Source organism: Candidatus Tiamatella incendiivivens (genome assembly GCA_015522635.1).
Lineage (GTDB): Archaea > Thermoproteota > Thermoprotei_A > Sulfolobales > Acidilobaceae > Tiamatella > Tiamatella incendiivivens.
This window is the reverse complement of record WALW01000022.1, coordinates 1-23340: the sequence shown is the minus strand read 5'-3', so window position 1 is coordinate 23340 and position 23340 is coordinate 1. Positions and strand designations below refer to the sequence as shown.

The window sequence follows — 23340 nt, the reverse complement described above, 5'->3', positions numbered from 1 at the left end:
TTAGCATTCCCCCAGTACTTTCTTATAATCTGAAAAACTGTCAACATCGAGAAGATCGGGATAACTGCACATTTCTATTGATCCGTAACTCGAGAAATTATCTTTTTTAAATAATCCTATACCTGTGAAACCCTCTTTACCTTCTAAACCATTACAACCGTATGGTATTTCTAGCGAAACTACATCCCATGGTTTAGCCATTGCTTCGGATAAGAATTCCCGTATCACCCTAGCAGTTAACAACGGTAAGTCGCCTGGGATAACGAGGATAGGGAAATCTACTCTTGAAAGTGCGTCACTGAGGTCAAAGCAGAATCCCCTCCCCCCGGTTACTATGAACATATCTGCATTTATCTTTCCAAGCGCAATAGTATTCGGCATTGATATAGCTACAAATACATTTCCTCCAGTAGCTTCTCTTCCAACCTCCACAAGCTTATCTAATATACTCCTTCCATTACACGTCTTCATCAGTGGTTTATAGAAACCTCCAAGCCTGCTGGACTCCCCGCCAGCCATTATTAGTACGTTTAAAGGCAAAATCCATCAAACCTCAAGACCCTTTGCCCCTTGTAAGGTAGTGATCATATAACTTGCTCAGAGACCCGCCTAAAAGAGCACCTATAATATCATCCATAAACATTGGTAGAGACCCTGGTAGCTTATCCTTATCTTTGATTCTATCAATCCAGTAGTATGCAAATAACCCCTTCCACCCGTTCAGATACATTGATAATGTTATCCCCAGGAGCTCATCGGCGACTATCCCCTTATAGTCAGCCAAGTAATCCTTCCTGGACAAGTAAGGAATAGATCCTGCCAAACCATAATCATCTAGGCTTCGTGACGCCATTATTAGCTCCCATACATTGGGATCCCTGAGCGCTTCCAATATTATTCTCTCTAAAACATCTCTAGCTTCTTCAACGCTTACACCTGGAACAGGGGCTTTATTATAGAATTCTACTCCTATATCAAGCAACTCTCCTATTGTGAGCCCTGTTATATGCTGGAATCTCTTCTCAAAGCTGATATTCGCGGCAATTCTGTGGATATTATTGTATATTTGAGCGAAGACAGCCTTACCAATATTTGTAAGAGGACCTGCGAATCTTTCCCCAATGCAATCACGGTAAGCTACCAGAATAGCGTCTGTCCCTGTAGCGTAGGCCCTTCCCATTCCAGCACCGCATCCTAGTAGTAAGTCTCCTATTGCCGCTGTTTTAGCTGATGATGCCATAGAAACAAGTTCGATGGCAGCGACGTCACTTAAACATTCATCGATCACAACTGCTATGTTAATCGTTCCAGCATTACTGTCGCCCTCATTACCACCCACACAAGCCATAGGCTTAAACCCGGCCGTTACAATAGTTAATAGGAAACCTTCATACAGGCTGGTTCGATTTACACTTGACCATTTAGGTAATTCAGCTGCTGTTAAGAAGAGCGCTGTCTCTCTGGGATCTAAGCCTTCATTCCTAATTATTTCACTAGCATATTTTTCACTAAGACACTCCTCTCCACACTCGTTGACTTGTTTGAAAATTATTCCAGTTATATGATGATATCCGCCCATGTGAATAGTATTCCCTATAGATTTGTATCTCCCGTTTAGCCTTACTCCTATAATACCATCCTTTACATATACCTGTGGGGTAGAATTCATAGTAGACCTGCCTCCCTCGCTACCCTCTCATACTCTTCATATACTCCCGATAGGATGGCATTATCGTTCAATCCTCTGATTGCAAATGCGATATAGCCGGAACCACCTATTCCCACGCCTTCCTTGACAAACCCCTTCTCATATGATTTCAATCCATCATACGGAGAGTCCCTGAAGTCATAGTCATAGTATAATACTGGAACATTCGGATCGACGCTCCTTACAAGACCGGGATAATCGCTAGAAGGATCCTCTATAAGCCACTTAGTTGTTACTAGGATGAGCTGGTCACTCCCGACATCTATTCCTCTCGATAGTTTCAATAGTGCTAGGACGCTAGCCATCTGTGTGCCACCGGATAAGACTAGGCTTCCACCCGCATCTAATACTCCCGCGGCTAACCCTGCTAATGCTATATGAACAGGGTCACCCATCTCCTCAACTACTCTGAACGGGTCACTACAACTGTTCTTTTTAATGCATCTATCATAGGCCTTACTTACAATACTCTTCTTTAGCTTATGAGGATTCTCAGGCCCAGAACTGGAAACTTTACCGTAGGCCTCGTATCCTAGGCCTATCAATACCCCGAGAGCTGTTGTTGTACCGCCTGGAATGCTCTCTGCTAGTACAAGTAAATTGTTTACCCCTGTTATACTATGCCCAAACACTCGTGCTTCCCTATAGATTTTCTCGGCATATCCCTCTGGAAGAGCAGTTTCTTTATCTATTCTACCGCCTATATGCTTTGAAGGCAGTGTCACATGTGGAATCCTGGGAGTAAGATAACTTCCTGCATCAATGATTGTAACCGGTATTTTCGCTTTATTTAGAACCCCTCTTGTCACGAGTGCCGGTGTGGGAATGCCGGTTGGTGTTACGGGTAATATATCCATAGATAACGGTTTCCCTGTAACCAAGTATTCTATATCTAGGCATGGTGTTGTGAGAGTTAGCTCGGCGGTCGCTCCCGCTATACTTATTCCTGGTATTGTACTGGTTTTGGTTGACCCTATTACTATATAGATATGAGGTTCCTTACTGTGATTAGCTAACGCAAATTGCCGGTACAGTTTAGTGTTGAATAGTGTTTTCAACGGCATTTGTTGGACACCGTATCCAATTAATAGTGGTTTAACATACTGTAATAAATACAGTACTGATATGGTGTACCGCTTTGAAGAAGGCAGTAGCTTTGTTCAGTGGCGGAAAAGATTCTACACTGTCTATACTGAGAGCGATCCGCGATGGCTACAAGGTGACACACTTAATGTTCATAGTTCCAACCTTCCCATACCCGAACCCACACCTGGAAAACTATCATATTGTTGAGAAGATAGCCTTGGCTATGGGTATCCCTATTAGAAGGATTGCTCTTAAGAAGGGGAAGGAGCAGGAATCTCTGGCTGAAGCCATTAGAAAGATACATGGTGTAGAAGCTCTAATAGCTGGGGACGTTCTATTAGAGGAGCACCTTAAATGGCATAAAAGAGTCAGCGAGCTAAGTGGTGTAGAACTGGTCGAACCTCTATTCGGAGAAGATACTGCAAAACTATACGAGGAGTTGATAATGAACGATATTGAATTCACAATTATTGCAACAATACCATTACTACCTAAATCCCTTATCGGAACGAGGATACATCAAGGGAATTGGGGTTATATCCATAGGATACTGAAAGCATATAACTCAGACCCCATAGGGGAATACGGTGAATACCATACGCTAGTCAACAAATCACCGCTTATGAAAACTCCTCCCCTAGAATACAGGCCAAGACGAATCGTTGAAAGGGATAAATATGGATCGTATGGGATATTCCAAATAACAACGTAAACAAATAATCAATCAGTAACAGATTGCCCGGTGGCCTACCATGGTTCTTGGAGTGGAAAAACCCGAGTGTATGAGGCTTAGGAGATATTTAAACGAGTCAGCCTCGAAACTCGTGAAAGACTGTGACTGTAGCCTGCTAAGCGGTGGCATCGACACAACATATGTTATCTCAAGCCACGCTAATCTAAGTAACGTAACGGCCTACACAGTAGCATTACCCGGATCACTGGACCTCGAATACGCGGTTAAATCCGCTGTGAAACTAGGGGTATACAAACATATAGTATTGAAACCATCCATAGAAGATTATATTGAAGCTGTCAAGTGGGTTATTGGAAAACTTGTCACAATCAACCCCGTCGAAGTATCAGCTGATGCTTCCCATTACTTGGCCTTAACTCGTGCATTAGAAGATGGATGTAATTGCATCCTATCAGGAGATGGAGGAGATGAGCTTTTTCTAGGGTATAGCTTCTTATTTCCAAAGACGGATTATGAACTGAAAAAGTGGATTAAAAGGATGGTAATTAAAGCATGGATGCCAACCATCTGGGTTGGAGATCAAATAGGCCTAAACGTTATCGCTCCACTATATTCTAATGCCGCGAAAAGAGTTGCCTTGGAAGCCCCTATACACTGTCTCCTAGATAGGGGTAGACGTATGGGTAAGCTATTGTTAAGAAGAACACTCTATGAGAGAGGCCTAGTAGACATAGCCCTTCGAGAGAAAACACCCGTAACTCTTGGAAGCGGATCTCAAAAGTATTTAGAAGAGATTACTATGAAGAGTATAAAACATGTTAAAGGGAAGCTTGTTGAGAAGAAATTAGAGTACAAGCCTAGCGATCCCGTACAACTCTATCTTGGGTGGCTGATGATCGAAAACAATATTGAACCACCGAAGAAGTGTGAGGATTCAAGTAAAGCATGTCCGGTCTGTGGCAGATGCCTAGAAAATGGGTACTGTAAATTCTGTGGAGCCTATATACCAAACAATGAAATACAATAATCCTTGACCAATAAACGGATAACATGGTTATTATCTTCTAGGATAAGGCTTGAGAATTATAATTATTATAAGTAGGTGCACTATTAGAGAAAATAATACCTACACATAACCTATTCAAAAAGATTAATATCTCAAACCAGATTTCTCTTTATCCGTGTGATAACGTCCTTGAGCATAGGCAAAGTTCTTATTACCGGAGCTAGCGGTATGCTGGGTTTACATGTTGTTGAGCGCTTCCTCTCTATGGGGTGGGAGGTAGTTTCCCTGGTTAATCCCGGCTCTCTGTCCAGGAGGCCCTGGGCTAGGAAGGTATTGAAGGATGCGGAGATTGTGGAGGCTTCTGTTATTGACCGGGATCGATTGAGGGATATTTTGAGTGGCCTGGATTTTGATGTTGTTGTTCATACTGCGGCTGTCCTCGGCCGTGGTAGGCGTGAGATGAGTATCAACTATGGGGGTACTGTTAATCTATTAGATTCCCTTAAGGGTTTAGGCGTCTTTGTCTTCGTTAGTGCTATCCTAGCCCTAGGTGATACGTTGAGGGTGAATGCTTCGGAGGGTGCAGTGTGTAGGCCTAGGACGTGGTATGAGAGGAGTAAGTGTGAGGCTGAGAAGGTTGTCATGGAGAGATCCCGTGAACGCGGATGGCGGTGGGTTACTGTCCGCCCTGTATGGATGTATGGTAGGTATACTCGTAACCCTGATATTCCAAGGCTTCTTAGACTAGCGAGGCACGGGGTTGGATTAGTTCTGGGTAGGAGGGATCTCCCTCTGGGCCTTGTTTCAGCTGAGGATGTTGCTAGTGCTATCGTCCATTTATATGAGTCTGGTGGTGTGGGTGTGTATAATGTTAGGGGTCCTAGGATTTATAGTGCTGAGGAGTTTGCGAAGGCTTTGTTGAGGGCTGCGAGGGGCTCTGATTCTGGTGAAATGATTACAGTTCCCAAATGGATCCTCTCGATGGGGTCAAGGTTTGTTGGGGCTTTGAGGTATGTTGAGCTCGCCCCTAGTGATGTTCCTATTGATATGCTCTCTAGGCTGGGTTGGAGGCCTAGGGTTGATTTGTTCGAGGGTTTACCTCTCGTCACGAGTTGGATGAGTGATAATGGGTTGCTTTGAACAAACATATATGGAGGGGTGTGAGGTGTTGAGGCAGGCCTGGAAGTTCGTTTATTGGCCTATTATATGGATAATTACCCTTGTTCCACCCTACTATTACAGCACGGGCTACTGGCGGCTTCTAAGCGGTTATTCTCTATGGGTTTTCAGAGCTCTGGGTGCCGTGGTTTTCGTTTATTCAATTCTCCTCTCGAGTATTGGGGGTAGAACTCTAAGGCTCTACGCTCATTCTACAAGCGAATCCTTCTGGCCTGATAGGCTGGTAAAGATAGGTATCTATTCCTGTATGAGGCACCCTCAGCACCTGGGTCTGGTCTTCATGCCTGTATCCCTGGCATTGCTCGCCGGTTCACCGATAGCATTTCTAGGGTCGGGGTGGGCCGTTGTAGGTGCACTGCTATTCGTCCTGTTTGTCGAGGAGCCTGAATGCCTCTCCAAATACGGAGAGAGTTATGCCGAGTATATGAGTACGACTCCAGCGTTCAATCTTAACCCGAAATGCCTTTCCATAGGGTTTAGAGAGATCAGAAGGAGGAACTAGGGTCTTGCTGCGGATGGTACACCTTCCCCTCTACGGTCTGTCGCTAGGCGTATATCTCCGTTATATACTTCCACTATAGAGCCTACCCCTGTTCTGCCAGTGGTTACTTCATAGCCTTGTAATCCCTGGAGTTTGGAGGCTAGTTCCATGTCAACTATGATCTTATTAGTCCATGGTGCCCAGGCCAGCCTCGGGGCTTGCAAGGCATCAACCGCGTCTTCCCCTCCATCCATAATCCTCTTAGCTATCTGTGCGTGGAACTGTGGCCTATAATGGCCGGCGCTTAACCCGAATCCTATTATCCTGTCTTTCCCTTCCATTAGTACTGTTGAAAGAGTGTGTAATGGTAGTTTCCTCGGTCCAACAGTGTTGGGTACTCCTGGCTTTAGTGTAAAGCAGGCTGCTCTAGAGTTCAGGGGGATCTGGTAGTGGGGTTCTGTGACTAGTGAACCGAAGTGGTGGAATAGGCTTTGTATTCCGAGGACTATTCTCCCCTCCCTATCTACGGTTATTAAGAATGTTGTGTCACCGCTTCTGTCTAACGCATAGTTTGACGCTTCTTGTTCTACTCTATTGAGAAACGGGTCTTTTAGGAGTTCTACAGGTTTATACTGCATGTAATCCGGGTCTCCTATGTAGTTGTCTCTTATATAGTACGCGATTCTATATGCTTGAAGCAGCCTATTAATTGTTGAGGATTCTATTTCTGTCGGAGCATCCTCTAGAAGCTTTAGTATGTGAAGGGTTGTTATTCCCTGTGTGTTAGGAGGCATTTCCCATACCGTCCAGTCCTCGTATTCTATAGCTATTGGCTCGGTTATATACGCTCTATATGATGCTAGATCCTCGGGGTCGAATACTCCTTCGTTGCTATTTACGGCTTCAACCAGTTTATCTGCAGGTTCTCCTTCATAGAACACTCTGTGGTCTTCTGCTATCATTGAGAGGAGCTTTGCCAGTCCTTTGAATTTGACAGTCATCCCTCTCTCCGTTATGTAGGAGTATACCTTCCAGGTTCCCTTGTATTTACCTAGTGTGCTTGCTAGGTTATTCACGGAGTCCACGAGTGTCTTGGGAGCGGGGAAGCCTCCTGACGCCATTATTATTGAGGGATCTATTAGTTCCTTCCATTCTAGTGTTCCAAGCTCCCTTGACATAAGCCAAGTAGAATCTACTAGTCCTGGAATTGTTATACTTAGCCCGCCAGTATCAGGCATCTTACTGTAACCATTGCCGATTACCAGGTTTCTCTTCAGTCCAGCCGGTGATGGCCCTGAACCATTAACCACTCTAATCGAACCATTAGGTTCAGCTATCATTGCATAGAAATCGCCGCCAATGCCTCCTAGATGAGGAAGTGCCACTGTTATAGCATAGCTTACAGCTACAGCGGCATCCACAGCGTTTCCCCCCTTGCCTAGTATGTCAGCACCTATCCTAGAAGCCAATGGGCTTTCGCTTGCGGCTCCACCGCTCTTCGTTTTAACCGTTATTGCAGGCATCTTACCTCAACTCCTGCCCTATATATTAGGTATCCTTCATATATAACGGAGATATAGCGTAACGATTTGGAGCGGTGGAGTATGCTTTGCCGGGATTAGTTAGGAGCCTGTTACTTGAGTTGAATAACATCGAGAGACTGGTATATCTAAGGGGATTGTTGCCTTTCCCATTATCCTATAAGACTCTATTCCGCATAAAGGAAACAGATGAACGGGAAATCCTGGAGAATCTAGCGTTAAAGAATGTAGGCATCATTGATAAGTCTGCTGATGGATACGAGGTTTATATAAGTGAAGCAGAACTAATCGCTAAAACCTTCCCTATTATAGCTAGGGGGGAGGGATTAGAACTGTCTCAACGTGCCATGACTGTTTTATGGGCTACTGCTGAAGCCCACGGCTACCTTATGAAGAGCATTACACATGTTTTCAAGGGTTCATCACTAATGTCTGTGAGGAAGAAAGTAGATAGAGGGAGGCCTCCTCTGAAGGTTGATATTAATATTTGTTTCCTACAAGCTGGTGTTGGAAGTTTACTCCAAGCTGTCCTACACGTTCCAAGCCTTTACGAGAAGATAAGCGAGGAAGATGTCTTCGAGTTAATTAAGAACGGCTTGCATAAGGATATGAGTATCAGAGAAGCTTCCAAGCTAATCGGTGGAGGAATACAGGATCTTGACAGGATAACGAAGATTATCCTCAAAAAGTGTGGACAGGAAAAACAGCCCGCATGATCAGGGGATTCTTCGCCCTGATGGTATTCGGGCCTGCAACCGCTTTATTCCTACCAGCATATTATAGGAAGCTTCATCCACAACCCTTTTTGATAGAGCCCTTACAATGGTTTATTGCTCAGGTATAACCTTCTCCATAGTCTCAGTCAGCTTCTCAGCTTGCTCTGGAAGGCCTTGAGACTCTACGTAGAGTATTGTTGTAGATACTAGGCCTGTCAAGCTTAATCCGAGCAACCCGTATACAGTGAGTATTGGCGTGATTATGTATAGGGCCGTGGAGTATTTTAAAACATTATCTTCACTGCTAATAGTTCTTATTATACTTAAACCTAGAATAGGCATTGCCATGGTGTTTGAAGCTATAAATATGCCTAATAGGAACGTGGCGAGAACACCTTGGGATCCATTGTTTAACAATACAATTATGGCGGCTACAGCAGCTAGGATGCCTGCTATTATGAAAAGGCTGCCGGATACTTTAATTCTCTTCTCCTTCACCCTGAAAAGTATTGCACCTGAAAACGCGAGTACAAGTCCAGCCAGTATAAGCCCTACGTTCTCCATTTTAACTAGCGCGCTAGATGTATAGCTTATCCCCACTATGCTTATGGATGTGATACCGGTATTAACCCCAGTGAAGACTAGGTATATAGCAAAAGCTATTGCTTGAACCCCTAAGGCTTTGTATATAAGTTTCTGGTCGAGGGTATCCATCGAGTAACACCTCTCTAAAAGCATGTTTAATTAGATTTATACTGTGTTATAGATAATAATTCTTCATACCATGAAAATGTGTTCAATCTAACTGTCATATACTGTTACTCCACATATGCTTCGGGTATACCTAGACTTTACAGTCTAACATAGGCACTGTTAGAATATTGAACGCAGTAAACCACCGTCTACTGGAAGGGAGACTCCGGTAATATAGGAAGCCAAGCGGCTGATTAGGAATGCAACTGCATACCCGACATCCCTAGGGTTGCCAATACGTCCTATGGGTATGCCTTTACCAATACTATCGATAACTTCGTCGACACTAACATTATCACCCTTCGACCGGGACTCTGCTAGTTCAACTACTCGTTTAGTCATAATGTAACCGGGCATAACAGCGTTAACACGTATATTCATGGATCCAAGTTCCCTGGCTAATGTTTTCACTAATCCATGGACACTTATCCTCAGCACATTTGATAGTGCAATATCAGGTATCGGTTCTTTCACAGCCACACTAGTCGAGTAAACTATCGAAGGATTATCTGATCCCTTAAGATGTATAATAGCCCTCCTAGTTAAGGCTAAAGAGCTTTTGATTAAGAGGTTTATACCTCCATCCCAATCTTCCCAATTTAGGTTGGCAAACGCGCCGGGTTTAGGTGACCCAGTAACGTATACTAGGGAATCAAGCCCTCCAAGCATCTCTACCCCCTTATCTACAATTGACTCCGCCTGGCTGGGAACCGATAAATCTCCAGTTACTCCATAAACTTCTCCGAGGAGAGACAGGTCGCTAATGGTTTTCTCCATTTTACCGGCGGTTCTACCGTTTATAACTACCTTAGCCCCCTGCTCCAGTAATACCTCGACTATGCCCCTCCCTATACCTTCCGTTGAAGCCGTGACGATAACTCTATATCCATTTAATCCTAGATTAACCATTTCATATAACCACCTAGGATAAAACGCTGATCTATTATTTAGGTAACTAATTCTATTAAAGGATAGGTCGCTGCGAACATGGTGAAAACTGATAATGCCCCGCCTAGTACTGCTGCAGTTACCACTTGCCTCCTCGGGATGCCTAGTAAGTAGGCTCCCAGAGTACCAGTCCATATTCCCGTGCCAGGCAGGGGGACTGCAATGAATAAAGTAAGACCCAGGAACCCGTACTTCCTAGAATATTTCTCGGCTTTGACTCTGGCTTTCATTACATAAGTGAGATACAAGCTTGCAAGCGGGGATATAACTGGTTTACGCATAGACTGAAGTTTCCCAGCTAAAACGTCTATGTATGGGATTATGCAGGGGAGGACCAGTGAGAGTGTTATGACGCTCGCTAGAGCAGTTGTTAAAGCCATTGCCGGGGACTGGTGTAGTGCAGCCGCGACTACAACAACGTATCTCCCCTCGAATGTAGGTATAAGCCCTAGAACATAGAGGTACACTGATATATTTACCGTTATCAGTTCCACCCACCATCTCGTTGGTTACCTTATGCTTATATGAGTGTTTTAAGGATTAGCTGCAAACACTCTGGAATATTTATATAAAATACATAATTATAGGATCCTGCATGGGTGTCCTAGGTGGAGGATGACGGGGAAGTCTACGATCTCAAATACGCGAAGCGTGCAATGATGGTCCTAGTAACCCTCCCGCTCCTAGTCATGTATACAGAAGCAGTACTAATACCATCCCTCCCAACTATTCAAAGGCAGTTCCACGTGACGCCTAGCGATGTAAGCTGGGTTCTATCCATATACCTACTCACAGGTACAATAAGCGTAGCTCTCTTTGGTAAACTCGGAGACATTCATGGGAAAAGAAAACTATTCCTGATAGCACTCTCAATATACACCATAGGAGTAGTCTTCACAGGCTTCGCGCCTACATTCACAATACTCTTACTTGCAAGAGCACTCCAAGGCCTTGGAATGGCTATATTCCCACTGGGCTTCACAATAGTGAGAGAAGAGTTCCCGCCTAAAATGGTACCCCAAGTACAGGGGATCATAAGTGCAATGTTCGGTGTTGGTATAGCAATAGCACTCCCGCTGGGAAGCTTCATAGCTGAGAACTATGGGTGGGAGTGGACTTACCATACCATTATACCATTCGCAATCCTAGTACTTTATGCTTCATATAAGGTTCTGAGGGAGAGCAGGTACAGGACTCCAGGTAAAATGGACTGGACGGGTCTAACGCTACTGTCAATATTCTCGGTAGCTGCATTGATAGCAGTTACAAGGGCTCCCACCATAGGCTGGCTTAACTCTTGGACTCTTGGGCTACTGGTATTGTCCATAGTATCGCTAGTCGCGTTTATTTACTGGGAGGTGCTCGCGGATAATCCGTTGCTCCCGGTCAAACTGATGGCGGATAGGAATGTGCTCATCACTGACATAGGAATATTCCTTGCGGGTTTTGCTGTCCAAATGATGAACCAGGCTGTAATATACATCCTCCAGATGCCGCATCCCTATGGGTATGGGAAGAATATACTTCAATCCGGGCTACTCATGACGCCTAACGCTATTGTCATGCTTATAGTGGCACCGATAGTAGGGAAATTCATGGTTAAAATAGGTGCCAAACCCTTCGTTTATACCGGTGCAATTCTAGCTATATTAGGCTTAACTACACTAGCAATGAACCCCGTTGGGCCCAGTCTACTCAGGCTTGTAACCCTTGTTGTAATAGTAGGAACTAGTATTAGCGTGCTTAACGTCAGCTTAATAAACGTGCTCATATTCACTGTCGACAAAAGGTTCCTCGGAGTTACCACAGGTTTAAACAGTTTATTTAGAAACCTAGGAGCATCATGGGGTCCTGCTGTAGCGGGGACGCTTATGAGTATGTACTCTATTCTAATGAGCTTCCCAACGCCGGGGGGACTTATTAAAATCCGAATCCCTAAAGTGATGGCGTATAGATACCTATTCTTCTCCTCTGCAGGGCTCTATGTTTTGCTTCTGCTTATATCCCCGCTGATCAGGGAGGTTGTTAGAATAATAAGGGAAGCCTAATCGGATTCATATATTATAAATCTCTTTTTATTGTATAACTAGGGGAGATAAAGGTTTATATATGGGCTAACAAGTTTCTTTCTCCCACTAAAGTGGGAAGGGGTGGTGTATATTTACAGGAGAATCACTCATAGCGGGATACCTCCTCGCCTCATTAGGCCTTGGAGTTTTATTTAAATCGAAAGCAGACACACTGGAAGGGTTCCTAGTAGCAAACCGTAACATGGGCACATGGCTCCTAGCATTCACGTTCGGCGCAACATACTTCTCAAGCGTCGTCATAGTCGTCGGAGGAATGTGGGGATACCTATGGGGCTCATGGAGCCTGTTAATCCCCCTTCTAAACGTGACGCTCGGAGTACTAGTCACATTCAAACTAATAGGGCCAAAAGTATCGGTATTAGGTGACAAGTTGAAAGCACTGACAATACCTGAACTACTAGCGAAAACCCATAAAACCGGCATTCTACAATCATACCTAGGCTCCATGGCTGCTATAGGCCTCACACTTTATGCCGCTACAGTAGTAGCGGGAGCCTCAGTCATGCTGGCAACCGTCCTAAACATAACGCTTACAGCTTCCGCAGTCATCCTTGTATCAGTAATCGCTGCTTACGTAGTTCTAAGCGGGATGTATGGAATAGTGTGGACAGACGCGTTACAAGGAGTAGTAATGGCGACAGGTGTAGCACTCCTAGCAGGAGCTGCAATAACTGTTTCAGGAGTAAAGGCTGCAGTAATACAGTCAACTCCATTATCCTCGAAATTCCCAGGACTGGATCTACTATTAGACATAGCTATTATAACGAGCGTTGCAGTCTGGGGATTACCCCAAATGCTGAATAGATTCTACACCGTTAAAGAAGAGAAGGTCGTCAATAAAGCCGGGCTCATAGCCCTAGGCTTCGCCATACTCGTTACATTCGGGTCGTATTCATCCGGTATAATGGCGAGAAGCCTCCTAGGAAGTGTTCCACCACCCAAAGTCATACCCTTACTAGCGGAATCCCTCCTAGGCCCTTGGGGGGCAGCTATAATGGCTGCCGCCATTATAGCTGCGTCAATGAGCACTATGGACAGTATAGGGCTCACAGTAGGCAGCTCCCTAGCATACGACTTGCTTGGCAAGAGGGACGTCAGGTCGGTGAGGTTAATCAGTAGTGCTGTAATGATTGCAGTACTAGCCATCGTGATCGGAATGTTCAACATTCCCTCAGCACTATCCAATACACTTACATCAGTATTCAAGCTTGGATGGAGTATAACTGGCATTGCATTCATACCTCCAGTACTTTCAATGGTTACAGGGCGGGGGAATAGGGAGAGTGTGCTTGTTGGGAGCGTTACAGGAATACTCTCAGTTCTATTATACAGTGCAGCTGGACTCTTAGGATTCTCCCTCCCATTCAACCACCTCAGCTTCACAATATCCCTAGCAATCTCACTTATAATATCCCTACTACCGAGAGGCGGGTGAAATGAAGACTATAACAAAACCTGTAAAGGAAACCGTAGGGTTTTTCGATCCCATTGAAACCGCTGGGAGGGATGTTATAGAGAAAGTCAAGTTGAAAAGGTTTAAATGGACTGTAAAACACGCCTACGAGAACAACATGTATTACAGGAGGGTTATGAAGGAGAACAATATAACTCCAAGTGACATCAGGGAACTATCGGATGTATCGAAGCTTCCCTTCACCCGTAAACAACAATTAAGGGACAACTATCCGTATGGGATGATAAGCGTTCCTTTGGAAGAAGTAGTTGAGCTGCACGCTAGCAGTGGAACAACAGGTAAACCTACTGTAGTTGCCTACACTAGAGGGGACCTGGAAAGCTGGGGTAGTTTAATGGCTAGAACCATGAGCATGCAAGGCGTATCAAGTGGAGATACAGTCTATGTAGCCCTCGGATACCATTGGTTCACAGGCGGCTTAGGCTTCCACTACGGGGGCCTACGCCTTGGAGCGACAGTAGTTCCAGCAGGCACAGGATATACTAGGAGGAATATAATAATGATCAGGGATTTAAACGCCACGGCAATCGCTGCAGTTCCCAATTACATGATACGTTTAGCTGAGGCGGCGCTGGAAATGGGGGTAGACTTGAAGAGGGATACACTGGTTCGCACAGCACTGCTCGGCGCTGAAATGTGGACTGAGGAGCTGAGGAGGAGGATAGAATCTATATGGGATATAGAGGCTTATGATGTCTATGGTATGAGCGAGTTATACGGGCCTGGAGTAGGTGGAGAATGCCCCATCCATGACGGCCTCCATGTCTGGGAGGATCACTACCTTGTAGAGATAGTTGACCCTAAAACAGGTGAGCCTGTTGAATCTGAGGAGAAGGGTGTACTTGTCGTAACCCCCCTCACTCACGAGGCAATGCCTCTTCTAAGGTACTGGACTAATGATATTTCATACCTATACGACTCCGACTCCTGTGACTGTGGTAGAACGATGCGGAAAATAGGTAGAATAGCAGGCAGAGCTGATGATATGCTTGTGATTAACGGTGTAAACGTTTTCCCTAGTTCTATAGAGGCCATGCTCCTCGGAGTAGATGGAGTAAGCCCCAACTATAGGGTTATAGTGTACAGGGAATCCGGGCTTGACAAGATGAGGATAGAAGTTGAAGCAGGAGACGATGTTGCAAGGGAGAAGTATATGGCATTAGAGCGTCTAGTTAAGAGTAGGCTTAGGGAGGTGCTACTCATGAATCCGAGGGTAGAAGTAGTTGAACCCGGATCGCTTGATAGAGTTGATGGAGGTAAGGCTAAGAGGATTATAGACCTTAGAAAATAGCCTCTCACTCACATCCTGCCAATACCCTTGACACCGTTCATCCTAGCATTACTGTATGCCTTGCCTCTGACAAGCCAGGCAGTCAAGCCTAACCCAAGGGTAGTCAATACCCCTGCAAATACTTCGCCTAGAACACCCAGATACGGTTTAATGCCTATTGCAGACCATCTGATGAGCTCGGAAGCATGGCTGTAGGGTGTGATCACCGCGAAAAGCCTAACACCCTCAGGTAACTTGGCTACGGGAACCCCTATTCCGCCAATTATGAAGAGGAGTATATTTAAAACATCCAACATCGGTCCAGGAGTGCTTGTTAGTAGGGATAAATAGCTTAATAATAAACCGTAAATGGTTGACTGTAACACGAGCCATAACAGGAACAGTAGAGTCAGCAATACACTCCCTCTCAGGGATAGGTTACCGCCTACAGTAGCGTATAGGAACCCGTAAGCCGTTATGCTTCCAATGAACCCTGCTATAATAGCCGGTATAATCCTCATTGAGAGGAATAGTGAGTGGCTAGCTCCAATAGTCTCATGCTGCTCCCAGAGCCCCATATTAATATAGAACTGAGCCCAGTTCCCAATAGTCCATGTAGGTGTCGAAACCAGAGTCCATGCTAGAACACCCCAGAACACATACTGGGATACCCCGCCCCATTGATCCCTAGGGGTGAACGCCAATGCCCCAAGCATGTATATCGCCATGTAGAGGAACTCAATTATCCCCCAGTTTATGAGTCCATATTTATATCTAACAGCACGTTTCAGATGCAGCCACAGCATCGCTTTCGTCATTGACATTATCCTACCGTACCCCACGCCTCCTCAACTCCTTTTCAGCATAAAATGTCCCGAAAACCCCTACTATATTGTAGAGCACAGCTAAGAGCATCAAAGCGTAGAGTATGATGATTATAGTGCTACCGGGCGGGTGAGTATAGGTTGCCGCCATTTTAGCCGCGTCGACGACATATTTTGTTGGAATATAGTATGAGGCCTGCTTCAGTATCCACGGCAGAAGCTTCACTGGGTAGAAAACGCCTGAGAGGAGGAGGAGCAGAGGGTTCAGGAAGTTTATGATATCACTCTCCTCGCTGGCTAGGAGGCTGGCTACCCCTCCGAGGAGGGCTATTCCGAGTAGAGGTAGTGTTCCGATGAACATGAATACGAGGACAATTAGCAGCTGGAGTCCGGCTGAAGCGCCCTCCAGCACTATTACCGCTGGGGTTATTGATGCTAGGTTGAATATTACCTGCACCATGCTTGTTACAAGACTGGATACCAATAGGTAGGTGACGAACCTTCGGGGGACTAGGAGTACGTATGATAGTGTTCCAAGCCACCTGTGCCAAGTCGCTACCCCCGCAGCATTATCTATTACTGCTATACTGGCAGTGGCTACGGCGCTTCCAGCGAAAAGGTAGAGTATAGGGCTAGCTATCCCCATTTTCTCCTTAAACTCCTCCAAGCTGCCGAAAGCGGATCCGAAGGAGATCATTATGAATACCATAAGATAAGGCCATAACAAGGTCATTAACATCATCACCTTGTTATTCTTAAGCCAGTAGAGCTGTACCTTTATCTCCGCAAGCATTATATTTGAGATTGACGTCATATCCCCAATCTACCCCTCAACCTTCCCGCCTGTCAGAGCTATGAAAACATCCTCGAGAGTAACCTCCCTCACCTTAGTCTCCATCACACTGACACCGAGGCTCCTAGCTTTCACGTAAACATCAGCCAAAACCTCATCCTCAAACCCGCGGGGGACTAGGAGGCTGATCTTCCATTTACCAGGCTCCACCCTTTCATAGTCAACCTTCACGTCATCCCGGCTCAATCTAGCCACAAGATCCTGTACAACCGGCTCCTCGAAACTCTTCAACAACACTGTTACTGGAGTGCTCTTAGAGACGAAAGACTTAAGCTCCTCCGGCGCCCCCTCAGCTATGATTTTACCAGACCTAATGATGCCAACCCTGTCGCACAGGATCTCCGCTTCAAACATGTTGTGAGTAGTCACCAGTACAGTCTTACCGTTCCTAGCCTCCAACCGTAGGAGCCTCCTAATATGCCTCGCACTATGAGGGTCCAACCCCAGTGTAGGTTCATCCAGTATCATGATCTCCGGGTCCTTCAACAATACCCTCGCAAGCCCTAGTCTAGCCCTCATACCCAGGCTCATGTCCTCGAAAAACTTCTCATCCCCTTCCAGCTCCTTCAACCCGACAGTATCAATCGCCCGGTCAATCCGGTCCTCCAAATCCCTCCCTGAGAGGCCGTATAGGAGGCCGAAGTACCTCAGGTTCTCCCGTCCGGTGAGCTTCCAGAAGAAACCCCTCTCCACGCTCAGCATAACACCTATCCTCTTCCTCACCTCGGCAAACTCGTCTACAACATTATAGCCTAATACATAGGCTTCCCCCTTATCGGGGACCATGAGGGTGGAAATAATCTTAACAGTAGTAGTCTTGCCGGCACCATTAGGGCCTAGTAACCCGTATATTTCTCCCTTCTCAACCCTGAAGCTGAGTCCCCTGAGCGCTTTGACAGCAGGGGCTCTCGTAAGGAACGACCCCCTATAATACGTTTTCTCGAGTGATTCAGCTATTACCGCTGTACCAGGCACTGCCACCGTTATTCCCTATCCCAATCCTCTATAGGGAAGAGATATTTAGAATTAGTGAATAATCAATACCCCTTTAAACCCTAAACCAGAAAAACTCCACGGGCAGGTGTGGAGAGTTATCCCAGACTCTAAGGCGTAGGCTAAGGAGGATGCGGCTCATACTAGCTTTAACCGGTGTAGCCGTAACTATAGCCCTCCTAATAGGCATACGCCTCTTCTACCACGAACTAGAGTATAATGGATCCCAGAGAGGCCTCCTAGAACTCACAGCCATAGGAGGGGTAATCCTAGCCTCCGCATTGTTCGCAGAGGCACTAGATGTTACGCCGGCAATGTTCGAGATACTCCTCGGATACATTATAGGCGTAATGGGCGTTGCATCCGGAGAGTTCATTGACACCCTAGCACTCATAGGCGGCGTACTGTTAATGTTCATGGCAGGCTTAGAGGTGGACATACCACTGTTGAGGTCGGTGTTCGTTAAAAGCATAGTCATAGGTACAATAAGCTTCGCAGCCCCCATGATCGCGACGCTCGGAGTTCTCTACATACTGGGATACACTATGATTGAAACGCTACTAGCATCAGTAGGTGTATCAACAACCAGTGTAGCAGTAGTCTACATGATCATTAGGAAGACAGGCCTCATCTCGCTTAGGAAAGGCCAGCTCATACTAGCGAGTACAATGGTTGCAGACATTGTAAGCATCCTAGCATACACTGCAGTAGTATTCAAGCCTTCAAGCATCCTAGTCATCTACGTTGCCTCACTCATAATCGTCCCATGGCTCACAGCGAAATACATAAGGAAACTGCCTAGAATAGCCTTTGAAGCCGAGACAAGGCTCATCCTCGCCCTAGTACTAGTCGTAACACTATTCAGCGAGATAGCAGGCATACACGGTATACTATTCTCATTCCTCCTCGGAGTAGCGTTCTCAACAAGCCCGGACAAGGAGGACATAACGAGGAAGACTTCGACAATAACATTCGGCTTCCTAGCACCAATATTCTTCACAAGCGCCGGCCTCCTCATAAGCAAAGCAGGAATAAGCGGAGTGCTAATACCGTCAGTTATACTCCTAGCAACAAGCTACCCTGTAAAAGTACTCGCAAGCTACAGTGGACTAAGAGCATTATCAAGCGTCCGGGATCTCAGACTAGCCAACGTTTTCGGCGCGAGGCTCACAGTATCCACAATCATAGCCTACAGCGGCCTCAAAACAGGGCTACTCTCCCCGGCGCTAGCTGCAGGAGTAATGTTCACAGCCCTAATAGCAACCGTCCTATCCAGCATAGTGACCGGAGGAAAAGTAGAAGAGAAAGTATGATAAACAGGATGCTATTATAAAAGAAAGACCCTATACTAATAGATCCCCGGGTGCACCAGCATTGAAGAGCTTCTCGCCTTGCAACTACTTCCACGACAAGGAACACCTCCTCTCCAAGATCGACAATACCCTGCTCTCCCCCATGCTCACCCTAGATGAAGCAGAGGACTTTGTCATAAGAACATTTGAAGAAGGATTCTACTGTGCAATGCTACCCCCACACCACACTGGAATACTCGCTGACAAGGACTACGGGCGGCACGGCAGGCTCTGCACGGTATACTGCTTCCCCCACCCGTACTATGGGACAGACGCTTGCGTACGCGGACTCAAGCTACTATTGAAAACCCGTATAGCAGAGGTAGACATCGTAGCCCCCCTACACCTAGTAAAAAGCGGTGAATGGAACATGGTTGAAGACCACTTGCAAAGCATCATAGACATTATACACGAGTCAGGCGCTGATGGGAAGCTAATAGTAGAGGCCGCCGTGCTCGATGACGGTGAACTAGAGGCTCTAGCGGAGAAAGCCGCTAAAGTAGGGTTCGACTGGATTAAAACGAGCACAGGCGTCATAGCGAAGGGCGGAGACCCTTACACAGTCCACCGCGTCTCCATGATAGCCAGACACTACAAGCTACCTGTAAAAGCGGCAGGAGGCATTAGGACTGTATTCGATGCGGCAGCCGCGGTGGGAGCAGGAGCGTCGAGGCTAGGGACGAGCAGCGGGTTCACCATAGCACAGCAATACGACTCCATCTGCGGCAGAGGGTGAACATATTTTTATTAGGGAGAATCCCACACCAAACCCACCCTCCGGCGTTTGAAGTGGCAAGCAATGAACAATGTTAAAGCAAGTGCTCCCGGGAAAATAATACTATTCGGAGAACACTTCGTGGTCAGGGGAAACCACGCTATAGCAGGGAGCATAGGACTCCGCGCATACGTGAGCTCCCGGGTGAAGAAGGACTGGCCCCTCATCATAGAAAGCAGGAACCTAGGCATGCAAGCCAGAGTCTACCCCGACAAGGGGAAGCTCAAAGTAAAAACAGGTCACCTAGACGTCTTCCAACCATTCGTCCAAATACTCGAGAGACTAAGGGAAACAGTCAAACTCGAACCCGCATACATCACAATAGACTCTGAAATCCCCGTCTCAGCAGGCCTAGGATCCAGTGCGGCGAGCGCAGCTGCATACACAGCATCCTACGGTAGACTACTAGGACTAAACATAAGCAGGGAATTCCTCCTCCGAATGAGCTATGAAGCAGAGAAAGTAGTCCATGGAAAACCAAGCGGCATAGACAACACCATCGTAGTCGAGGGCGGAGTAATAGTATACAGGAAGGAAGAGGGTTACAGGAGAATACCAGTCAATATTAACAGTGGAAGACTCGTTATAGCAGACACAGGCGTCAGGAGGAGGACTGGTGACGTCGTCCTAGAAGTCCTGAAACTATACGATAAACATGAAAACGTCTTCGAAGACATATATAAGGCCGCTGAAGCAGTAGTCCAAGAATCAATCCCGGCACTCGAGAATGGGGATCTACAAGTAGTAGGGGAACTCATGAACATAAACCAAGGCCTACTATACTCCATCGGAGTATCGAACGAGAGAATAGAAAGACTAGTACACAAAGCAAGAACTGCGGGAGCACTAGGAGCAAAGCTCACAGGAGCAGGGCGCGGTGGGGCAATAATAGCACTAACACACACTGATAACGCTGAGGACATCCGCTCCAAACTACTGGAAAACGCTCCATGGAGCGGGACAGGAGTATTCGGTGTTGAAGGAGTTAAAATAGAGGGAGACTAAGGAAGCAACCTCAAAACAGGATCAATATCCCCTACAGTATTATAGAAGCTAGGCGACAACCTCATAATCTTCCTAACAAACCCAACCCTAACACCCATCCTACTAAGCCTACTCCTAATACTGCCAACCTCACCGCTGGGAAGGGGAAGGCTGAAAGCCACTATCCCAGCCCTATACTCCCCCTCAGGAGGTGTAAGAGGAGTATAACCAGCTTTATCCAGAAGCCAACCATACTCCCCGGTCAACCCGAGCACCCTACTCTCAACACCCTCAATACCTGTGGAAGCAAGGTAATCCAGGACGCCCTTAACATACGCTAGCAACAAAGGACTCGGCTCACCGCACTCCAACCGGGCAGGGAAGCCGGGTGTATAGAATACTGCGCCAAGCCTCCCAGGAGTATAGAGCCACTTGTTGAAGGACGTGAAAACCATATACTCCCCGTCAACCATAGGGTACCTCCTCACCCCGGTTGCGAGACTCCCATCTATAATGCACGGAGTAGACCTGCAATCCAGGAAAGGCTTATACCTACCAGTCACACCTTCTACAACACTATGAAACCAGTACTCATCTCCAACAGAGTAGGGGAAAGGAGGAGTATCTGCCAATTCGAAACGGACACCCCTCAACGTTAACCTAGTAACAGCACCCCCAACATCACTACACAACCCAACACTAAGACCCTCATCCTCTTTCAAACCGGTAACAGCTAAGAGCCCAGCGATAACATCCTCCCCGAGACCATGGAGGATACTGTCATCCCCCTGGAACTGAACCCCCTCAAGCCTCTCAACACCCTTCAACCCCTGCCTTACAACCAACCCATCCTGATCCGCGTGATTCAAAACCACACCAATCGGCTCCCTACCAGTGAACTCACTATACACCCTCGAATCCATAACCCGTATTCCCCTCCAACCCGTCTAATTCAAGTTAATAAACAGGGGGAACCTAAAATAACATGGTGAACGAGGAGTTGTATAAGAACATTCTCGTAGGCATAGACGGGAGCCCCACATCCATAAAAGCCCTAGAGAAAGCAGTGGAAATAGCTAAGAAATTCGACGGCAAACTATACCTCGTAATGGCAATACCGCCAATCCAAGACTATGTAGCCACAATGACCCCCATAATCGAAGGTGCACTAACAGCCATAGAGGAAAACGCTAGGAACACACTAGGCGAAGCAAAGAAAATAGCAGCGGAGAAAGGAGCAACGGTAGAGGAAGTAACAGTTGAAACAGGCAGTGCAGGACACATCGTATTAAACTACGCGAAGAAAGTAAACGCAGACCTAATAGTAGTAGGGAAACGGGGAAAACGCAGCTGGCTCGACAAGCTAGTTGGAAGCGTAGCAAGCGACATATTCAAACACGCAGAAACAGACGTCCTAACAGTAGAATACAGGGAGGAAGAGTGAAACCCCAATCGTGGCAGAGATAGTAATAGAGAACATGGAACCACCAGGCGAACGAATTCTCCTAGAAATCCTACAAGCCCACCAAATCGCGGGAGACAAACTAGTAATCACAAACACACCCAAACAACTCGAACAACAAACCAACAAGAAAACATGCAACCCACCCAAAATACTAGGCACACCAGCACACCAATACTGCAAAGACAGGAAAACAATAATACTAGACCCAGACGCAACCCAACCACTCACACCCCAAGAAGCAAGGCAAGCAGACTGCATAATAATAGGAGGAATACTAGGAGACCACCCCAGAAAACACCGCACAAGAGAAATCACCCGCCGAACACCATGGGCCAAAACAAGAAACCTAGGCACACACCAGCTAAGCATAGACGGAGCAACCTACCTAACAAACATGATCCTACAAGGAAAAACCCTCCAGGAAATACCACTCACAGAAAACCCAACAATAACAATCGAAACACCACTAGGCACCACAGAAATAACACTACCATACGCCTACCCACAACACGACGGAAAACCACTACTAGCACCAGGACTCAAAAAATACCTAACAAAACACAACACTACGAACACTAAGGATTAATCAAAGGCGTAAGTTAGCGAACGTTCACTTCCTTAATACTATGTGATTAATTAATAAACACCTTTCCATTAACAGTACTCTTATAAAGGAAACTCTATGGGTACTCCTCATCCTATAAGCACAACTAAATCACCAATCTGCGATAAAGAACTTCCTATAGACAAAAAGATAATAATCAAGGTTGCTGTCTGGAACACACCTATCAATAGATGTGACGAAAACACGATAAACAACCTATGCGATAGTGCACTCCAATCAATTAAATCAATGAGTTTAAAATCCTATAATCCCTTACAGGAACTTAATGAAATTGCACCTATAATTTATAATAAACTTTTCCATTATAACGCATTAGTAACCGTGGGAGTTGCTGGTTTTATGAGCCCGTACTAGGAATTCTAAAACGCGTTTATATTCTTTTTAAAAGAGATATACCATATGATCATTTTAATTTACAATAGCCAATCTTCAATAACCCTTATTAGAATAGTTAACAAAAAATTGTTAAATAATAGTTATATTATTCTTTATCACTTAATTATTACATAAGTCACCATAGAGC

General features: G+C 45.9%; 24 protein-coding genes. 13 read left to right on the top strand and 11 right to left on the bottom strand.

The annotated features are described in order from the left end of the window. Genes F7B60_05865 through F7B60_05855 form a run of 3 tightly spaced genes read right to left on the bottom strand, consistent with a single transcriptional unit; the run spans position 1 to position 2772 of the window. On the bottom strand, positions 1-540 hold the full coding sequence (locus F7B60_05865; GenBank protein MCE4615034.1) for an NTP transferase domain-containing protein: 540 nt from the start codon (positions 538-540) through the stop codon (positions 1-3). 13 nt (positions 541-553) lie between these two features. Continuing rightward, positions 554-1669: an adenosylcobinamide amidohydrolase gene (locus F7B60_05860; GenBank protein ID MCE4615033.1), complete on the bottom strand. Its 1116-nt coding sequence runs from the start codon at positions 1667-1669 to the stop codon at positions 554-556. Next, entirely contained in the window at positions 1666-2772 is a 1107-nt protein-coding gene (locus tag F7B60_05855) for a TIGR00303 family protein (protein MCE4615032.1), read from the bottom strand. Before F7B60_05855 ends, F7B60_05860 begins: the two co-directional genes overlap by 4 nt. Positions 2773-2846: 74 nt before the next feature. On the opposite strand from F7B60_05855, the gene F7B60_05850 reads away from it, so the two are divergent. The 4 genes from F7B60_05850 to F7B60_05835 all read left to right on the top strand — a co-directional run bounded on the left by F7B60_05850 (position 2847) and on the right by F7B60_05835 (position 6175). Further along, a complete protein-coding gene (locus F7B60_05850; protein ID MCE4615031.1) occupies positions 2847-3506 on the top strand; it encodes an adenine nucleotide alpha hydrolase in 660 nt (219 codons plus the stop codon). 40 nt (positions 3507-3546) lie between these two features. Next, entirely contained in the window at positions 3547-4515 is a 969-nt protein-coding gene (locus F7B60_05845; protein MCE4615030.1) for an asparagine synthase-related protein, read from the top strand. 168 nt (positions 4516-4683) lie between these two features. Beyond that, a complete protein-coding gene (locus F7B60_05840) occupies positions 4684-5634 on the top strand; it encodes an NAD(P)-dependent oxidoreductase (protein ID MCE4615029.1) in 951 nt (316 codons plus the stop codon). 28 nt (positions 5635-5662) lie between these two features. Continuing rightward, positions 5663-6175 (top strand): isoprenylcysteine carboxylmethyltransferase family protein, encoded by a 513-nt coding sequence (locus tag F7B60_05835; GenBank protein ID MCE4615028.1) that lies wholly within the window; start codon positions 5663-5665, stop codon positions 6173-6175. Here the strand turns inward: F7B60_05835 and F7B60_05830 are convergent. After that, positions 6172-7677: a gamma-glutamyltransferase gene (locus tag F7B60_05830; protein ID MCE4615027.1), complete on the bottom strand. Its 1506-nt coding sequence runs from the start codon at positions 7675-7677 to the stop codon at positions 6172-6174. The two genes, F7B60_05835 and F7B60_05830, sit on opposite strands and share 4 nt — an antisense overlap. A gap of 86 nt (positions 7678-7763) precedes the next feature. Here F7B60_05830 and F7B60_05825 point away from each other — a divergent pair, with 86 nt between their 5' ends. Continuing rightward, positions 7764-8411, top strand: a complete 648-nt coding sequence (locus F7B60_05825; protein MCE4615026.1) for a hypothetical protein — start codon at positions 7764-7766, stop codon at positions 8409-8411. Positions 8412-8522: 111 nt separating this feature from the next. Here the strand turns inward: F7B60_05825 and F7B60_05820 are convergent, their stop codons facing one another. From F7B60_05820 to F7B60_05810, 3 genes are all read right to left on the bottom strand, one after another. Beyond that, positions 8523-9125, bottom strand: a complete 603-nt coding sequence (locus tag F7B60_05820) for a hypothetical protein (GenBank protein MCE4615025.1) — start codon at positions 9123-9125, stop codon at positions 8523-8525. A 159-nt stretch (positions 9126-9284) separates the two neighbouring features. Continuing rightward, on the bottom strand, positions 9285-10073 hold the full coding sequence (locus tag F7B60_05815; GenBank protein ID MCE4615024.1) for an SDR family oxidoreductase: 789 nt from the start codon (positions 10071-10073) through the stop codon (positions 9285-9287). A 38-nt stretch (positions 10074-10111) separates the two neighbouring features. Continuing rightward, positions 10112-10606, bottom strand: coding sequence for a COG2426 family protein (locus F7B60_05810; protein ID MCE4615023.1), 495 nt, complete (start codon positions 10604-10606; stop codon positions 10112-10114). Positions 10607-10720: 114 nt separating this feature from the next. Between F7B60_05810 and F7B60_05805 the strand changes: the two genes are divergently transcribed. The 3 genes from F7B60_05805 to F7B60_05795 all read left to right on the top strand — a co-directional run bounded on the left by F7B60_05805 (position 10721) and on the right by F7B60_05795 (position 14967). After that, a complete protein-coding gene (locus tag F7B60_05805) occupies positions 10721-12160 on the top strand; it encodes an MFS transporter (GenBank protein MCE4615022.1) in 1440 nt (479 codons plus the stop codon). Between the two features lie 223 nt (positions 12161-12383). Further along, positions 12384-13637 carry a hypothetical protein gene (locus F7B60_05800; GenBank protein ID MCE4615021.1) on the top strand — a complete coding sequence of 418 codons (1254 nt, stop codon included), beginning with the start codon at positions 12384-12386 and terminating at the stop codon, positions 13635-13637. Position 13638: 1 nt separating this feature from the next. After that, complete coding sequence (locus F7B60_05795; protein ID MCE4615020.1) at positions 13639-14967, top strand: phenylacetate--CoA ligase; 1329 nt, start codon at positions 13639-13641, stop codon at positions 14965-14967. Positions 14968-14975: 8 nt separating this feature from the next. Here the strand turns inward: F7B60_05795 and F7B60_05790 are convergent, their stop codons facing one another. Genes F7B60_05790 through F7B60_05780 form a run of 3 tightly spaced genes read right to left on the bottom strand, consistent with a single transcriptional unit; the run spans position 14976 to position 17604 of the window. Continuing rightward, positions 14976-15770 (bottom strand): ABC transporter permease, encoded by a 795-nt coding sequence (locus F7B60_05790; protein MCE4615019.1) that lies wholly within the window; start codon positions 15768-15770, stop codon positions 14976-14978. Between the two features lie 4 nt (positions 15771-15774). Beyond that, the gene (locus F7B60_05785; protein MCE4615018.1) at positions 15775-16584 is read right to left on the bottom strand and encodes an ABC transporter permease; all 810 of its coding nucleotides are present in this window, start codon (positions 16582-16584) and stop codon (positions 15775-15777) included. 9 nt (positions 16585-16593) lie between these two features. Continuing rightward, on the bottom strand, positions 16594-17604 hold the full coding sequence (locus F7B60_05780) for an ABC transporter ATP-binding protein (protein MCE4615017.1): 1011 nt from the start codon (positions 17602-17604) through the stop codon (positions 16594-16596). 143 nt (positions 17605-17747) lie between these two features. On the opposite strand from F7B60_05780, the gene F7B60_05775 reads away from it, so the two are divergent. The 3 genes from F7B60_05775 to mvk all read left to right on the top strand — a co-directional run bounded on the left by F7B60_05775 (position 17748) and on the right by mvk (position 20748). Then, positions 17748-18929: a cation:proton antiporter gene (locus F7B60_05775; protein ID MCE4615016.1), complete on the top strand. Its 1182-nt coding sequence runs from the start codon at positions 17748-17750 to the stop codon at positions 18927-18929. 142 nt (positions 18930-19071) lie between these two features. Continuing rightward, positions 19072-19704, top strand: coding sequence for a hypothetical protein (locus F7B60_05770; protein ID MCE4615015.1), 633 nt, complete (start codon positions 19072-19074; stop codon positions 19702-19704). A gap of 63 nt (positions 19705-19767) precedes the next feature. Then, positions 19768-20748 (top strand): mevalonate kinase, encoded by a 981-nt coding sequence (gene mvk, locus F7B60_05765; protein ID MCE4615014.1) that lies wholly within the window; start codon positions 19768-19770, stop codon positions 20746-20748. Here the strand turns inward: mvk and F7B60_05760 are convergent. Then, positions 20745-21650 (bottom strand): hypothetical protein, encoded by a 906-nt coding sequence (locus tag F7B60_05760; GenBank protein MCE4615013.1) that lies wholly within the window; start codon positions 21648-21650, stop codon positions 20745-20747. The genes mvk and F7B60_05760 overlap by 4 nt on opposite strands. Before the next feature lie 77 nt (positions 21651-21727). On the opposite strand from F7B60_05760, the gene F7B60_05755 reads away from it, so the two are divergent. Both F7B60_05755 and F7B60_05750 read left to right on the top strand, forming a co-directional pair. Then, a complete protein-coding gene (locus F7B60_05755; protein ID MCE4615012.1) occupies positions 21728-22171 on the top strand; it encodes a universal stress protein in 444 nt (147 codons plus the stop codon). Positions 22172-22181: 10 nt separating this feature from the next. Beyond that, positions 22182-22778, top strand: coding sequence for a hypothetical protein (locus F7B60_05750; protein MCE4615011.1), 597 nt, complete (start codon positions 22182-22184; stop codon positions 22776-22778). Positions 22779-23340 lie beyond the last annotated feature (562 nt).